The sequence below is a fragment of the Nitrospira sp. Vd2 genome (assembly GCF_979581665.1).
The window spans coordinates 52,750-69,218 of the sequence record NZ_CEFZSK010000012.1; the positions used below are offsets into that span (position 1 = coordinate 52,750).

The 16,469-nt window shown below is 60.5% G+C and carries 13 protein-coding genes; 11 read left to right on the plus strand and 2 right to left on the minus strand.

Annotated elements, in window-relative coordinates:
* Positions 1–2 precede the first annotated feature (2 nt).
* A complete protein-coding gene (locus AC1U7K_RS07105) occupies positions 3–1,859 on the minus strand; it encodes a helicase-related protein (protein ID WP_480250330.1) in 1,857 nt (618 codons plus the stop codon).
* Positions 1,834–3,072 (minus strand): glucose-1-phosphate adenylyltransferase, encoded by a 1,239-nt coding sequence (glgC, locus tag AC1U7K_RS07110; protein ID WP_480250331.1) that lies wholly within the window; start codon positions 3,070–3,072, stop codon positions 1,834–1,836. The genes AC1U7K_RS07105 and glgC overlap by 26 nt, the downstream gene beginning before the upstream one ends.
* Before the next feature lie 119 nt (positions 3,073–3,191).
* On the opposite strand from glgC, the gene AC1U7K_RS07115 reads away from it, so the two are divergent.
* From AC1U7K_RS07115 to AC1U7K_RS07165, 11 genes are all read left to right on the plus strand, one after another.
* Positions 3,192–3,452: a hypothetical protein gene (locus AC1U7K_RS07115; protein WP_480250333.1), complete on the plus strand. Its 261-nt coding sequence runs from the start codon at positions 3,192–3,194 to the stop codon at positions 3,450–3,452.
* Positions 3,453–3,476: 24 nt separating this feature from the next.
* The gene (locus AC1U7K_RS07120) at positions 3,477–4,565 is read left to right on the plus strand and encodes an ABC transporter ATP-binding protein (RefSeq protein ID WP_480250334.1); all 1,089 of its coding nucleotides are present in this window, start codon (positions 3,477–3,479) and stop codon (positions 4,563–4,565) included.
* 33 nt (positions 4,566–4,598) lie between these two features.
* Positions 4,599–5,450 carry an ABC transporter permease gene (locus tag AC1U7K_RS07125; RefSeq protein ID WP_480250335.1) on the plus strand — a complete coding sequence of 284 codons (852 nt, stop codon included), beginning with the start codon at positions 4,599–4,601 and terminating at the stop codon, positions 5,448–5,450.
* Positions 5,447–6,217, plus strand: a complete 771-nt coding sequence (locus AC1U7K_RS07130; RefSeq protein ID WP_480250336.1) for an ABC transporter permease — start codon at positions 5,447–5,449, stop codon at positions 6,215–6,217. Before AC1U7K_RS07125 ends, AC1U7K_RS07130 begins: the two co-directional genes overlap by 4 nt.
* Positions 6,214–7,269, plus strand: a complete 1,056-nt coding sequence (locus tag AC1U7K_RS07135; protein ID WP_480250338.1) for an ABC transporter substrate-binding protein — start codon at positions 6,214–6,216, stop codon at positions 7,267–7,269. The genes AC1U7K_RS07130 and AC1U7K_RS07135 overlap by 4 nt, the downstream gene beginning before the upstream one ends.
* A 144-nt stretch (positions 7,270–7,413) precedes the next feature.
* The gene (locus AC1U7K_RS07140) at positions 7,414–8,790 is read left to right on the plus strand and encodes a TolC family protein (protein WP_480250339.1); all 1,377 of its coding nucleotides are present in this window, start codon (positions 7,414–7,416) and stop codon (positions 8,788–8,790) included.
* Positions 8,787–9,932 (plus strand): efflux RND transporter periplasmic adaptor subunit, encoded by a 1,146-nt coding sequence (locus tag AC1U7K_RS07145; protein ID WP_480250340.1) that lies wholly within the window; start codon positions 8,787–8,789, stop codon positions 9,930–9,932. Before AC1U7K_RS07140 ends, AC1U7K_RS07145 begins: the two co-directional genes overlap by 4 nt.
* Positions 9,933–10,073: 141 nt before the next feature.
* On the plus strand, positions 10,074–13,148 hold the full coding sequence (locus AC1U7K_RS07150) for an efflux RND transporter permease subunit (RefSeq protein ID WP_480250342.1): 3,075 nt from the start codon (positions 10,074–10,076) through the stop codon (positions 13,146–13,148).
* A 24-nt stretch (positions 13,149–13,172) separates the two neighbouring features.
* Positions 13,173–13,976 carry a HEAT repeat domain-containing protein gene (locus tag AC1U7K_RS07155; RefSeq protein ID WP_480250344.1) on the plus strand — a complete coding sequence of 268 codons (804 nt, stop codon included), beginning with the start codon at positions 13,173–13,175 and terminating at the stop codon, positions 13,974–13,976.
* Between the two features lie 83 nt (positions 13,977–14,059).
* A complete protein-coding gene (gene def / locus AC1U7K_RS07160) occupies positions 14,060–14,590 on the plus strand; it encodes a peptide deformylase (RefSeq protein WP_480250346.1) in 531 nt (176 codons plus the stop codon).
* A 105-nt stretch (positions 14,591–14,695) separates the two neighbouring features.
* Positions 14,696–16,420, plus strand: a complete 1,725-nt coding sequence (locus AC1U7K_RS07165; protein ID WP_480250347.1) for an ABC transporter ATP-binding protein — start codon at positions 14,696–14,698, stop codon at positions 16,418–16,420.
* Positions 16,421–16,469 lie beyond the last annotated feature (49 nt).

Here is a 16,469-nt window from a genome sequence, read left to right on the forward strand (position 1 = left end):
CCTCACGGCAACTCCTCCAGGACGCCCCGACGCAGCGTTTTGATCGCCCGTTCGGCGGTGTCCGCCAGGCCCGGGTGGCTTTGGTGCAGCTGATGGATTTGAGACAGGTATTCAAGCGTCCGGGCGAGCAGCCGATAAATGTCGCCTTCCGCCATCGTGGTCATCCGACACAGACCGATCCACGTCAGTGTCGGATCTCCGATCCAACGTTCCGTGAGCGCGGCCACGTCCGGACGAAGGAGTGGGGGATCTTCATAGGCGGCGAGCGACTGAGCGAGATTCCGGACCTGCCCGAGCAACGACATGAGGCCGGCGCTTGCCCGCGGGAACCCGCCGGGCCGGTCATCATCGTGTGCGATGCTCGCCAATACGCCGGCGAGAATGTGCGGATCGATACCGGTGAAGGCTTCCGCCCGGATCAACTCCGTGATCAGCAACGAATGATCGATACGAATGAGGCGCGCCCATTCGCCGGCCTCGGTCAAATGGCACGAAGGCGTCAAATAGCCGAACTCTTGCAAGGCCTCCGCGCGTGATTGGAACCGGTGCCACAGCCCGGTTCGCAGCGATTGAATCATTTTGGTATGGCGATGAACGTCCTGGCGAAGCTTGTGCGCCGCCGCATAATCCTTTCGGCAGGATGGCTTGCTTGGGCAGGTCGGGCAGGGGAACTCATCGGTGAGCGTGTCGGTGATCTCGGGTTCATCCGGCTCCGGTTGCACGATGACCGGCAATGCAGGAAGCCGACCGGGGAGCTCCGAGAGTTGTGTGATCAGATCGTCAAAATTTCGTTGCGAACACCAAGGGTAACCGGGGGCTTCGACGATTTCGAGAACCCGATCGTAGACTTGCGTTACCATGCTGGCGGGGCATTCGGTGATCATGCCCCCCGGGCGCAACACCGTGACCATCGGCGCGCGCTGCCCCCGGCTCCGATACTGGCGCAACACCACGCCGCGGCCTTTCGGTAACCCGACGACGCGGCCGGGGGCCAGGAAGTGAAGTTTGGCCGCTACCTCGGGCGGCTCGCGGCGCTTGAGGTGGACCCGGTGAACCTTCTGCCTGCGAGCCTGCTCGAATTGATTCCACTGACTGATCCAGTCGGTACACACCCGTGGGCCATAGGGCTGCATCTGCTCCCGAAGCGCATCCAATTTTGATTCCAACACTTCCGCACGCCGATTCAACTGAAACTGCGCAAAGCTCTTCGCCAAGATCGATTGAATATGGTCCAGGGGATGCGCCTTCAAGAGGTTCAACACCATCGGATAACTGATGACGAATTGACTGTCGATCGCCTCCGGCTGGCCCGTCAGCCCTTTGGTGATCACGTCGAGGTCGATATAGGGCGACGGCGTGACGATGGCGAAGCCCACCAAGTCCTTCCCGCGTCGGCCGGCTCGTCCCGCGAGTTGTTGAATCTCGCCCACCGTCAGATCGGTGAAGTCGCGCGTCTTCCGCACGCTCGACTGGGTGATGACAACCGTGCGGGCCGGGAAATCGACGCCGGCGGCCAGCGTCGTCGTGGCGAACACGGCGTCGAGGCATCCACGCCGCATCAGTTCTTCGACGGCGATTTTCCACGACGGCAGGTGGCCGGCATGATGGGCGGCGACGCCGACCTGAGTGACCGTCGACAGGAGCGGGTGTCCCTCGATACTCGGAAACTGCGCGATGATGTCGGCGAGCACGGCGGCGATGGCTTGTTGTCGCGCGGGTGGCAGGACGGCCTGACTGCGGTGGAACGTTTGGATCGCTTCGTCGCAGGCTCGACGGGAAGTCAGGAAGACGATGGTGGGTGTGAGGTGCTTGTGGCGGAGCGTGGTGATGAGGTCAACCGGATGAATGGAGGGAGGCATTCAGCTTCATTCCCTTCGATATCGCGACGAGGCCGGACTCGGTCACGGTGAAGCGCCGCGCGTCCGCGTCACGATCGTAGCCGATCTCGGTCTTGGGCGGGATGACGACGTCCTTGTCGATGATGGCTCGCCGGATCCGCGCATGCTCGCCGATTACGACGTTTTCCATCAGGACCGACTCTCGGACGTCCGCATGATCGTGGACGACCACGTTGGGAGAGAGCACGGAGTTTTGCACGCGCCCGCCGGAGATGATGCACCCGCCGCAGACGACCGAATCCAGCGCCACGCCCATCCGGCCCCCTTGGAAATCTTGCGCGAAGACGAACTTTGCCGGCGGGAATTGACCCTGGTAGGTTCGAATCGGCCAATTCTGATCGTACAGGTTGAACAACGGATCGACGGCGACGAGATCCATGTTGGCTTCCCAGTAGGCATCGAGCGTCCCGATGTCGCGCCAGTATTTCACCGCTTTTTGGTTCTTGTCATGGAACTTGAAGGCGAACACGCGGTAGTCGCGAATCATTTGCGGAATGATGGCTTTGCCGAAGTCGTGGGGCGTGTCGAGTTTGGCGTCTTCGATCAAGCGCTCCCGCAGCACATTGGTCTTGAACAGATAGATTCCCATGGAGACAAAAGCGTGAGCCGGATCGTTGGGCATCGGCGCCGGATTTGCAGGCTTCTCGTCGAACCGGGAAATCTGATAGTGCTCGTCGACGGCGATGACGCCGAACCGGCTGGCTTCGGCCACCGGAAATTCAATCGCCCCGACAACCGCATCCGCATCCTTCTCCTGGAGGTATTCGACCATCTCGGCATAATTCATCTTGTAGATGTGATCGCCCGCGAGCACGAGCAGATATTCGGGTTGCTCGCTATCGATCAGGAAGAGGTTTTGGTATACCGCATCCGCCGTGCCCTTGTACCAATCTTCGCTGATGCGCATTTGGGGCGGGATGGAGGCGATGAACTCTCCCAACTCGCTGCTGAGGATGCTCCAACCGCTCCGGATATGGCGGTCCAGCGAATGGGACTTGTATTGAATCAGGACCGCGATCTTCCTGAGGCCGGAATTGATGCAGTTACTCAATGTGAAGTCGATGATCCGATATTTGCCGCCGAACGGAACCGCCGGCTTGGCCCGGTACTGAGTCAACGGAAACAGCCGTTCGCCCTTGCCGCCCGCCAGGATCACCGTGAAGACGTTTTTCATGGCCGGATTTTATCAGGACCCATCACAAATAGAAAGATTGACAGTCTATGAAATCGTGAGGATACTACCGTCGTTGCCGGTCGCGGCTGATCCGTCGCCGGGACATCAAGGAGGATGGCATGGCGAAAAGTATAGCCAGGAAAATCGAGCAGCCGGTGAAGGCCGGTGCTGTGCCGCCGGGACTTCAGGAAGTCTTCTGGCGGCTGGATCGGCTGGAGCGGCAGGTGCAGAAACTTTCGGAATTGGTGCGTGACCATGCCGAGGATGAGGACCGCCTAGTCCGGATCGTCGCCGAAGATCGGGAAGTGCTGCGCCGGCAGTTGGTCCGACAACACCAGCATCGCCTCCGTATCCGCAAACGCGCTCATTCAAACTCCTGACACCACCGGGCCGGCGTCACGCCAGTGCCTGACCACACCGTCGACATACAACATCTCATCAAATCTCACGGGACGACGCGCGCGGTGAACGATTGCTCGTTCACCGTCAACCGTGGAGAATTCTTCTCGCTCGTCGGGCCCAGCGGCGCCGGCAAGACGTCCATCCTGCGGATGATCGCGGGATTCGAACGGCCTGATGCCGGCGAGATCCTTATCGACGGGCGTTCGATGCGTGATGTGCCGCCGAACCGGCGGCCGGTCAATCTCGTCTTTCAGCATTACGCCCTGTTCCCGCATTTGACGGCGTTCAACAACATTGCGTTCGGCCTCGAGATGAAAAAGCTGCCTGCACGCGACATCGCCGAGCGGGTGACCGAGGCGTTGCGCATGGTGAAGCTTGGCGATAAGGCGGATCGGTATCCGCATCAGTTGTCCGGAGGAGAGCAGCAGCGCGTGGCGCTGGCCCGCGCGCTCGTCAACCGACCGGTCGTCGTGTTGCTCGACGAACCGTTGGGCGCGCTCGATCAGCAGTTGCGCGTGGAGATGCAACTCGAGCTCAAGGCGATCCAGGAACATGTCCGTCTAACCTTTATCTGTGTGACGCACCACCAGGAAGAGGCGCTGACCATGTCGGACCGCATCGCCGTCATGGACCGGGGGCGGATTCTGCAGATCGGCACGCCGCGCGAAGTGTACGAGGCGCCCGCGGCTCCGTTCGTCGCCAGCTTCATCGGCGTCTCCAATCAGCTTTCCGCCTCGATTGAGACCGTCGAAGCCGGTCGCTATCGATTGTCGGTACCCGGGTTGCCCATCCTCATCGCAAAAATGCCTGCGCGACCGGTCGTCGGAGACCGCGCTCTCCTCATCCTTCGTCCGGAGCGAGTGCGCCTGGCGGCCGAAGGTCGTCTCGATCGCTTCGACAACCGTCTGCCGGGTTCCATCGAGAAAACCGTGTACAACGGGAGCCAGATGCAGTATTGGGTCCGATTGGCGGAGGGCATCATCTGGCGCGTGCACGTGGCGAACGCCGCGGCGGAGGAGAAGCCGTACTCGCCCGGCGAGCGCGTCTATCTCGTCTGGAATGCCGGAGATGAGATTCTTCTCCCGCCTTGACATCGTGATCCCGTGCGACGTTTGTTGAGCGCTATGCCGAAAGTCGACCGCTCGGTGATGCCGCTCCTGCCCGCTGCGCTATGGCTCACGGCGTTCTTCCTCGTTCCACTCGTGATCGTATTCGCGATCAGCGTCGCCACGCGGCAGCTCTATGGCGGAGTGGAATGGACGTGGACCCTCGCCAACTACGCCCTGATCGCCGATCCGTTGTACCTGAAGATCCTGTGGCGGTCGGTCGTGCTCGCCCTCGCCACAACGGCCCTCTGCTTGCTCCTCGGGTTTCCATTCGCCTATCACATCGCGAGGCTTCCCGTTCGCTGGCAAGGCGTCTGGCTGGTGCTGGTCGTCATCCCGTTCTGGACCAATTTCCTCGTCCGTACCTATGCCTGGATGTTCATCCTGCGCACGGAAGGATTGCTGAATACCGTGCTGCTCGAGATTGGCGTGCTCTCGACTCCGCTCGATCTGCTCTACTCGGATGGCGCGGTGCTGCTCGGGCTTGTGTATGGGTATCTTCCCTTCATGGTGTTACCGCTGTATGCGGTGTGCGCGAGGCTGGACCGTTCGTTGATCGAGGCGGCGTGGGATCTGTATGCGAGCGGACCTGCGGTGTTCCGTCGTGTCGTCCTGCCATTGACGAAGCCGGGGGTGATCGCCGGATGCATTCTGGTTTTTATTCCTTCCGTCGGCGCGTATGTGACTCCGGATCTCTTAGGCGGAGCGAGAAGCATGATGGTCGGCAACCTGATTCAGCATGAATATCTGGTCATCCGTGATTGGCCCTTTGGCTCGGCCGTATCCGTCGTGTTGATCGGCGTCGTGTTTGCCGGCGTCGTGGGATACCTTCGATACGGTGCGGGCCTGACCGACGTGGAGGGACGATGAGGGGCAGACCCTGGCTCATCGGCGTCAGCGTGGCTAATCTGCTCTTTCTGTACGGCCCCATTGTCGTCTTGGTCATCTTTTCCTTCAACGCGTCACGTCTCTCCGCCGTGTGGAGCGGATGGACGTTGACGTGGTATCGCGAACTTCTCGTCGATCGCTCATTGCACGTGGCGACGGCAAACAGCGTGATCGTCGCCGGTGTGTCCACGGCAATTGCCGCCGTATTGGGCGTCGGCGGAGCGATCGGCCTTGAACGTCTCGCTTTGACGAAGCGCCGGCTGCTCGAAGGCCTCGTGATCCTCCCCCTCATCATCCCGGAAGTGACTTTGGGCGTGGCGCTCATGCTCTTGTTTGCGACGATTCGCTGGCCGTTAAGTTTGGTCACGGTTACGATCGGCCATGCGGTGTTCAATCTTCCCCTCGTCATGATCATCGTCCGCGCTCGCTTGAGGCGGCTCGACAGAAGGTTGCTGGAAGCGGCGTATGACCTGGGTGCGACGCGTTGGGTGGCGTTTCGCCGAGTGACGTTGCCGTTGCTCATGCCGGCGATCGTCGGGGCGGTTCTCATGGCGTTTACCATTTCACTCGACGATTTCGTCGTGACGTTCTTTACGGGCGGACCGGGGTCCACGACCTTGCCGCTCAAGGTCTACTCGATGATCAAGTCCGGCGTGACACCCGAAATCAACGCGCTCTCGACCATCCTCGTGTTGGCGTCCATGACACTGATCGGCCTTTCCCTCCTGTTCCAGCGAACGCGCGCATGATCGCATGGCTTGCTGGCGTGATGGTCGTCATGGCCGTCATGGGCCTGGCGTCCTGCCGACCGGATTCGGACGACGGCGCGCGCGGGGCTCACCCGGTTTTGCATTACTTCACGTGGTCCGACTACGGAGGACCGGAGGTCATCGACGCCTTTGAGCGGGAAACGGGTGCGAAGGTGGTCGTCGATACATTCGGCAGTAACGAGGAGTTGCTGGCGAAGTTGCAAGGCGGCTCGACGGGCTATGACGTCGCGGTGCCGTCCGACTTCATGGTGTCGATCTTGATCCGCCTGGGCCTGCTCGCTCGGTTGGACCTCGAGAAGATTCCGAACGCCGCGCTGCTGCTCGATCACCTGCAACATTTACCCTTCGACCCCGATCATCGGTATTCCCTTCCGTATTTGTGGGGGACAGTCGGGATCGGATATGACGAGACTGCGATGAGCGAGACGCCCACGAGTTGGGAGGCGTTGTGGGACGCCCGGTATCGCGGCCGGATCAGCGTGCTCAACGATCAACGGGAGGTCTTCGGGATGGCACTGCGCGCGACCGGTGCGTCGATGAACAGTCGCAAGCGCGAGGACATCGAGCGGGCGAAGGAGAAGCTACTCGCTCAGAAGCCGCTCGTGAAGACCTACACCAGTGAGAACTACGATCAGTTGCTCGCGACCGGGGACGTGGTGTTGGCGCACGGATGGGGAGGCGCCATTGCGCGCGCGGCAACCTTACGGCCGACCGTCAAGTATGCGATCCCGAAAGAAGGTGCCACGATTTGGGCCGATTGCCTCGTGGTCCTGGAATCGTCGAAGCAGAAAGACCTTGCGATGCGCTTCATCGATTATCTCTTGCAAGCGGAGGTGGCGGCCAAGACGACCAACCGGATCTTCTTCGCGTCATCGAACCGGCAGGCCATGATGCAGGTCGACCCTGCCCTGAGGAGCAATCCGGCCGTCTATCCGCCGGAGTCGGCCTTTGACCGACTTGAATGGATGCAGGATGTGGGAGACGCGATCCGCCTCTATGACCGCGGCTGGACCGAGCTGAAGCTCAAGTAGCGCCTCGTCAAACGATGGATGGAGTGCATCGACACACCCGTCACGCTTTTTAGTGTCGGCTTGTCGCACGTGGTGATCGCTATTCCAAGGTCTCGACAAAACAAGTATAATATAATATCGACCAGTGGAGCTTAGAACGCCTCGATGAGGCATGAGACAGTTGCTAAGGATGTATGCGGTCGGCGTTTGCCGAAGCCGGGCGGCACCCGTTTATGGGTGACGATCCTCGGCCTCGTACTTGTCCTATCGGCTCACGTCTCGTCCGTACTCGCCGCGCCCGCTGATCAACCGAATCCTCCAAAAGATGTCTTCAAACTCGAGCCCAAGCCTCAGCCGGTCTTGCGCTTGAGCTTGAACGAAGCGCTGGCGCTATTTCTCAAACAGAACCTCGAATTGATCATCACCGGGTTCGGGATCGAAACGGCGCGCGGACAACAGATCACCGCGCGGCTGTTCCCCAATCCGACGATGATCTTGAACACTCAGTCGTCTTTTACCCAAGGATTCACCGCCAACAACAGCGGTCAGATCACCACCCAGATTCAGCAGTTGTTCGAGATGGCGGGAAAGCGCGGCTACCGCATCGAGAGCGCCGCATTCGGCACCCAGTCGGCCGAGGCCAATTTTGAGGATACGATCCGGCAACTCGGCTTCACCGTGAAGGATGCCTACTATCGCGTCCAGTTGGCGCTTCGGCGGCTGGCGATTGCCGAGGAGAACCGCGATCGCTTTGCCCGTATCCTGGAAGTCAATACGATCCGCTTCAAGAAGGGGTATATCGCGGAGGTCGACCTCATTCGCATTCGGCTGCAGGTCGTGGACTTTCAGTCTCAAGTGATCCAGGCCATCCAGGAAGCGGATACCGCCCGGAACGATTTGCGGGTGCTGTTGGGACTGTCGCCGGCGGTCGATCTCTTGCTGACCACCGAGCTCGACTATCATCGAGTCGAGCCGGATATTGAGGTGCTGCGAACGTTGGCCGTCGAAATGCGGCCCGACATTCGGATGAAGCGGCTGACGCAATCTCAGCGGCTCGCGGACCTGAAGTTGGCCAAAGCGTACCGGTACCCTGATGTCACGATTGGCGCCGGCTATGCCATCCAGGGGGCGCGCGGACCGGACCTTCCGCAAATGCCCATTCTCAACTTCAACGTCCCGCTTCCGATTTTCAATCGCAATCAGGGCGGCATCGTGCAGGCGGAAGTTGCGGTGCAGGTTGCTGAAGCGGATTTACGCAAGACGGTCATCCAGGTCGAGAGCGAGGTCGATGTCGCCTATCGGAACCTGGTCCAGAGCCGCCGTCTGGTGGAGGCCTATCGGGCGGGAGTCTTGGAGGATGCGCGTCTGACCCTGACCATCGTCGAGAAGGCGTACGAACGGGGCGGGGCCACGATCCTCGATCTCCTCGACGCCGCGCGCACCTCGCGAGCCATTCAACAAAATTACATCGAGACCTTGTACAACTACCAGCACAACGTCTTTCTCCTCGAAAGCGCGGTCGGACGGGACATTACCTCGTGAGAATCGGACGTCGACTCATTGCGACGGCGATGGTGGTGGTTCTCGCAGCCGGCTGCGGCCGGCATGAAGAGCCGGTCGCCTCGAACGCCGCCACACCGGCGCCCGCGCCGCCTCCGGCGCAAGCCGAACCGACCAGCCGCATCGAAACCGCCATCGTCGCCGCATCGGACGACAAGCCGAGTTTGACGCTTGCCGGGAAGGTGGCCTACGGGGAAGACCGCTACTCGAAGATTTCATCGCCGGTCCAGGGCCGTGTGCTGGAAGTGCGGGCGCGGCTCGGCGATCTCGTCAAGCCGGGCCAGATCTTGCTGGTCGTCGACAGTCCCGACATCGCGCAGGCCTACTCCGAGTTCATCAAGGAGAATTCGGACCTCACGTTCGCGACGCGGGCCTACGAGCTCGCCAAGGACTTGTACGAGACCAAGGCGTTGCCGTTGAAGGACCTGAAGCAGGCGGAAAACGACCTGATCAAGGCGAAAGCGGAATTTCGACGCGCGAAGGAGCGGCTGCTCTCGCTCCGTGTGCCGGCTCAGGAATTGGAGAAACCGCTCGATAAGCAGAAGATCACCTCCCGGTTCGAGATGCGGAGCCCTTTGCTCGGGACGGTGGTCGAACGGACCGTGACGCCGGGGCAATCGGTGGGGGGCGATCCGACCCAAGTGCTCTTCACCGTCGCCGACCTCGACACGCTGCAGGTTGTCGCCGATGTCTATGAGCGTGACCTCGATCTGGTCCATGTGGGTCAGACCGCGACCGTCACGGTCGAAGCCTATCCCAACGTCAAGTTCCCCGCCGCGATCGCCGCCATCGGGGACGTCGTCGATCCCATCACCCGTACGATCAAGGTTCGCGCCTGGGTGAACAACGAAGCTCACAAGTTGAAGCCCGAGATGTTCGCGCGTCTGCACATTGATATCGGCAACGGCACCGATTTCATTTCCGTCCCCAAAGAAGCCGTGCTCGAGATCGATGGGAAAGAATTCGTCTACGTGGCGGGGACCGACGGCCGGTACACCAAGCGTGAGGTCAAGATCGGCACTGCATCCAACGACCACGTGCGCATCGTCGAGGGGCTGAGTCCGGGCGAGCGCATCGTCACGAAAGGGGCGATTTTCTTGAAAGCCAACGAGGCGAAAACATGACACTCGTCTCATCCCTCCTCGGCGTCTCCCTTCCCCCTCCTCGGAGGTTTCGTTGATCCGACGTGACCCTGTCCCTGCCGTGACCGTCGTCCTGCCACCGTCCTTCATGTCGCTTACGATTCAGGCCCGCGGTCGTTCTCGATGACGACACGCCTCGTCGAATTCGCGCTGACCCAGCGGCTGTTGATGTTGGTGCTGGGCCTGGCGCTCCTCTTCGGCGGACTCTACGCGTTTCATATCCTCGATGTCGTGGCCTACCCGGATCCGTCCCCGCCGATGATCGAGGTCATCACGCAATATGCCGGCTGGTCGGCCGAGCAGATGGAGCGGGCGATTACGATCCCGATTGAAATCGCGCTCCAAGGCATGCCCGGGTTGACCGACGTGCGGTCACTCTCGATCTTCGGGCTGAGCGATCTGAAAATCTATTTCGAGTTCGGCACGGATTATTTTCGTGACCGTCAGGAAGTGCTCAACCGGCTTCAATTGATCACCCTGCCCCAAAACGTCCAGCCGACCATCTCTCCGTGGTCGGCCATTGCGGAGATCTATCGCTACGAAGTGGTAGGGGACGGCCACAACCTGACCGATCTGAAGACCATCCAGGATTGGCAAATCCGGCGGGAGTTCAAGCGGGTGCATGGCGTGATCGACGTCACGACGTTCGGCGGCACCACGAAGGAGTATCACGTCGATCTCAATCCGGTCGCGCTGCTGAGCTATAACGTCACGCTCGATCAGGTGATGGATGCGCTGGCCAAGAGCAATACGGACGTCGGCGGGAATTATCTCACGTTGGGCGCGCAAAGTTTCAACGTCCGTGGACTCGGCTTGATTCGTACGCTGGACGACATCGCCAATGCGGTGGTGACGGAGAAAGCGGGGACGCCGGTCTTCGTCAAGAACCTCGGGCAGGTCAGCACGGGGTATCGGGTGCGCCTCGGCAAGGTCGGCATCAATGAGCGCGACGACATCGTCGAAGGCATCGTGCTCTTACAGCGAGGCGCAAAAGCCTTACCGGTGCTCGAGCAGGTCCACCATAAAGTCGATGAGCTCAACCGGAAAAAGCTCCCGCAGGGCGTCCGTATCAAGACGTTCTACGATCGCACGACGCTGATTCATACGACGATCGAGACCGTCCTCGATGTGGTGATCACCGGGATCTTGCTCGTCGCCATCATCCTGTACGTCTTTCTGGGACACTTTCGGGCGGCGCTGATCGTGGCCCTCACCGTGCCGGTCGCACTGCTCTTTACCTTCAGCATGATGGTGGCGGTCGGGGAATCGGCCAACCTGATCTCGTTGGGTGCGGTCGACTTCGGCATCATCGTCGACTCCACCCTCATCATGGTCGAAAGCATCTTCTATCATCTCGCGCATCATCCCAGCCGAGGGCTGACCGTGCCGATGCATATCGTACGCGCGGCGCGGGAAGTCGGCCGGCCGATCTTTTTCGCGACGATGATCATCGTGTTTGCCTTCATCCCCCTGTTCACGATGACCGGGGTCCCGGGCAAGATTTTCGCGCCCATGTCGATGACGTACGGCTTTGCATTGAGCGGCGCGCTCCTCATGGCGTTCACCCTTGCGCCGGCTTTGTGCTCGCTGCTCTTGACCTCGCCCGTCCGAGAAGAAGACACGGTGCTGGTTCGCAAACTCCATCTCCTCTACATGCACGTGTTACGATGGGCATTACGCCATCGCGCGCTGGTGATCGGCTCGGCTATCGTGCTCTTGTGCGTCGCGCTGGCCGTCGTCCCGTTCCTGGGGGGGGAATTCATGCCGGCGCTGGAAGAAGGGAATCTCTGGGTGCGCGCGACGATGCCGGTGGACATTTCGTTCGAGCAGGCGAGCCAACTGGTGGTTCAAGTCCGGCAGGTCTTTCGGCAATTCCATGAAGTGCAGGACGTGATGTCGCAGCTCGGTCGGCCCGACGACGGAACCGACCCCACGAGTTTCTTCAACGCCGAGTTCTTGGCCACGTTGAAACCGTTGAAGGAATGGCGGCCGAATATCCACTCCAAACGACAGTTGATCGAGGAGATCGAGGCGGCACTGGCCACGATTCCCGGGGTCACCTTTAATTTCTCTCAAGCGATTCAGGATAATGTCCAGGAAGCCATGTCCGGCGTGAAGGGGGAGAACGCGATCAAGCTGTTCGGCACCGATTTGAAGGTGCTGGAAACCAAGGCGGGGGAAATCCAGGAGGTCATGCGGCAGATCCGCGGCGTGAAGGACTTGGGCATCCTGCACCTGCTCGGGCAACCGAACCTCGTCATCGAGGTGGACCGGCAAGCGTGCGCCCGCTATGGACTCGAAGTCGCCGACGTGAACGCCGTCGTGCAGGCGGCGATCGGCGGTCAGGCCGTCACTCAGGTCTACGAGGGCGAACGGTGGTTCGACTTGGTGGTCCGATTCCTACCCGAGTTCCGCCAGGACATCGGAAGCATCGGCAATATTCAAGTCAGCACCCCGGACGGCGCGCGCATTCCATTGAAACAACTCGCGACGATTTCCACGCCCACGGGCGCCTTCATCATTTACCGCGAAAACAACGAGCGGTATATCCCGATCAAGTTCAGCGTCCGGGGACGCGACCTCGAGAGCACCGTGAAGGAAGCGCAGACGCTCCTGCAGCAGCGGGTCCAGTTGCCCGAGGGCTACCGTTTGGAGTGGCACGGCGAGTATGATCAATTGCAGGATGAGAAAAAGCGGTTGGCGACGATCGTACCAGTCACCCTGCTCATCATCCTCTTACTGGTCTACTTCGCGTTGAATTCGATGCGGGATGCGATGTTGGTGCTCTTCACGGTCCCATTTGCGTTGGTGGGCGGCATTTTCGCCCTCGCATTGACCGGCACGCATTTCAGCATTTCGGCGGCCGTCGGATTTATCTCGCTGTTCGGCGTCGCGATCCAAGGCGGGCTGATCCTCGTGAGCCGAATCGACGATCTGGTGGACGAAGGGCACAATTTGCAATCGGCGATCCTCAAAGGAGCGGAAGTGCGAATGCGGCCCGTCCTCATGACGTCGCTGGCCGCAGCGATCGGCTTGTTGCCGGCCGCGATTGCGACCGGCATCGGCGCCCAATCCCAGCAGCCATTGGCGAGAGTGGTCGTCGGCGGCATGTTGACCTCGCCCATCTTGATCTTGCTTGTGCTTCCCGTGCTCTATCAGGTGGTGCATAGCCGCCACATCGAACGTCAAGAAGAGTAACATTCAGCAGAAGAAGGACACGATATGTTTCGATACGTACACCCCCTCTCGTTACCGATCGTCCTGCTCGCATGTCTTACTTCAGCGCTCATCCCATCGGCTGCGATGGCTCACGATCCCGGCATGCCGATACCGGTCCAAATGCCGTACCAGCCGCCGCCCAAGCCGGAGGCGGTTCCCGATACATCGATTCCACCGGCCAACAAGCCGTTGGGACCGGACGAGATCAAACGTGCGGAGGCGCTGTTGCCGCTCTTGGAAGGCAAGCAAGAGTTTTGGGCGATGGGAGAATTCGTCCACCTCGGTCCGCCTGCCGTTCCCGTGCTCGTCAAAGGGCTGGCCATGCCGGGTGCACGGGCTCGCTACAATGCCATCGAAACGTTGTCGATGATCAAAGACCCGGGTGCGGTCCCGGCGCTGTTGGAAACTGCGACGCAGCCCAACGAGATGCCGCGGATTCGCGAGCACGCATTGCGCGTCGCGGTGCGGCTTGATCCTCGTCAGGCGCCTCCGGCGATCGAGGCGATGGCGAAGGATCCGAATGCCAGCATCCGAAAGAGCGCCGCGTTCGAAGCGCGCTACATTCGGGAAAAGGCCGTGATTCCGGTCCTGATCGATCTGCTGTCCGACGAGGAGCGCTATGTGGCGATGAGCGCGGTCGGCTCGCTGTGGATTCTGACGCGCCACGAAACCGACATGCACGACTGGGACGCGTCCTCCAAACCGGAGCGCGTCGAATGGGCCCAGGAATGGCTCGACTGGTGGAACAGCAGCAAGGACAGCTTCGAGCTACCCGAGCCCAAACGGCCGAACAGAGTCATCCAATGATGACGATGAACCACAGCGCGGGTCGGTTGCGAGCGTGAAAATGGCTGTGTTATAAAACATGACGTTCCATCTCAGAGGAGCCTATGCCCGTTCTTGAGATCGCCAAGCTTGGCAATCCCGTGCTGCGAAAGCCGGCGCAACCCGTACCGGTCGAGGAGATCGGCACGCCGGCCTTTCAACAATTCATCGATGACATGTTCGAGACGATGGTCGAGGCGCAAGGCATCGGCCTCGCGGCCCCACAGGTGTCGCGATCGCAGCAAGTGGTCGTGATGGAATGCCCGGGCGAGGGCGGGTTCCCGAAGACCGTCCTGATCAATCCGCGCATCGTCTTCTACGGACCTCAGCAGGTGGAGAATTGGGAAGGCTGCCTGAGCGTCGATGGTTTGCGCGGGAAAGTCACCAGGCCGTCGATGATCCGGGTACAGGCGCTCGACCGCGAGGGAAATCCCGTCGACTTCGAGGCGACCGGCCTCTACGCCGTCTGCATTCAACATGAGCTCGACCACCTGATCGGCAAGGTCTTCCTCGATCGCATGACCGATCTGTCCACGCTGACGCAACTCGACGAGTTCGACCGCTATTGGCGCGAAGAGCACGCCGCCGTTATTTAACGACAGTGATGAGTGCTGAGTGGAAAGTACTGAGGTTATGAATTTAGAAAGGCGTCTTTTTCCGCAACCCCGCACTCAGCACTCGGTACTCAGCACTGTTTCGACGTGACTTCTCTTCTCCGTATCCTCCGCTACATCACGCCGTATCGATGGCTCGCGATCGTGACGCTGCTGTGCGCCGGCCTCACAACGGCCCTCGATCTCGTTCCGCCGTGGTTGCTCAAGGTCGTCATCGACGACGTGATTCAAGCGAAGCGGCTCGATCTTCTGCCGTGGGCGATCGCGGCGCTGCTTCTCGCGTACGGGCTTCGGAATACCGCCGCGTCGCTGCGGATTCGATTCAACAATACGCTGGAACAGCGCGTCGTCCGCGATCTTCGCAACGACGTGTTCGCGGCCTTGCAGCGCCTCTCCGTGAACTATTTCGAGCAACGCTCGACGGGGGAGCTGATGTCGCGGGTGAACAGCGACACGGAACACGTCGAGCGGATCTTCATCGACGGTGTCGAAGCACTGGTGACGGCCTCGCTCACGCTGATCGGTATCAGTGTCTTGCTGTTTACCTTGAACTGGAAACTGGCCTTGATCGCGCTGATCCCGATTCCGATCCTCGTCATCTCGGCGATCTTCTTCACGCGGCGCGCGCATCGCAACTACCATGAGATTCGGCGGAGCACGGCCGACCTCAATGCGTACCTTCAGGATGCGATCTCAGGAATCCGCGAAACCATGGGATTCAACCGGCAGGCCGCCGAACGGCGGCGCTTCGAGAGCCTCAGCGAGGCGTACAGTCGGAGCAATCTCAGGATCATGTACCTGTGGTCGCTCTATTCGCCCACGATGATGCTCATCGGCAGCATGGGGACCTTACTGACCTTGTGGTTCGGAGCTCACGAGGTGGTTGCCGGGACGTTGACGCTCGGCGAACTCGTCATGTTCCTGGGGTATCTGGCCCTGTTCTATGTGCCGATCAATCAGATTCACTCGGTGAACCACATGCTTCAGCACGCGCTGGCCGCGAGCGAGCGGGTGTTCGAGGTGTTGGACGCGAAGCCGGAGATCCAGGACCGCCCCGGGGTTCGCGAGCCTGAGACCGAATTGCGCGGGGCGGTGCGCTTCGATGGCGTCGGCTTTGCGTATCGCCCTGACGTGCCGGTCCTCACCGACGTGACGTTCGATGTCCAGCCCGGCGAGCACATCGCGCTCGTTGGTCCGAGCGGCGCGGGGAAGAGCACGCTGCTCAAACTGCTCATGCGATTTTACGACGTGCGGGATGGCGCGATTCTCGTCGACGGCTACGACATTCGCGACCTCCCCGTGGCCTTTCTTCGCCGACACATCGGGCTCGTGCAGCAAGAGCCGTTTCTCTTCAACGGCACGATCCGCGAGAATATCGCCTACGGCAGCGAAACGGTGGATCTGGCGCGCATCGAGGACGCGGCGCGAGCGGCCCACGCCCATGATTTCATTCGAGAGCTTCCGGAAGGCTACGAGACCTGGATCGGAGAGCGAGGCGTCAAACTGTCGGTCGGGCAGAAGCAGCGGGTCTCCATCGCGCGGGTCCTGCTCAAGGATCCGCCCATCGTCATCTTCGACGAGGCGACGTCGAACGTCGACACCGAGACGGAAGTGAAGATTCGCGAGGCGTTGACTACGCTGACCAAGGGCCGCACGACGTTCGTCATCGCGCACCGACTGTCGACGTTACAGGATGCCGATCGCATTGTCGTGCTCGACCACGGCCGGATCGTTGAGGAAGGCGATCATCGGCACCTCCTCGCGAAGGGAGGGCTGTATGCGAGCCTCTACGAAGCCCAATTTCAAATCTAGTGTCCTGTCTCTGAAGTACGTGGAATAAGTTGTGCATTGGTGGTGTCCT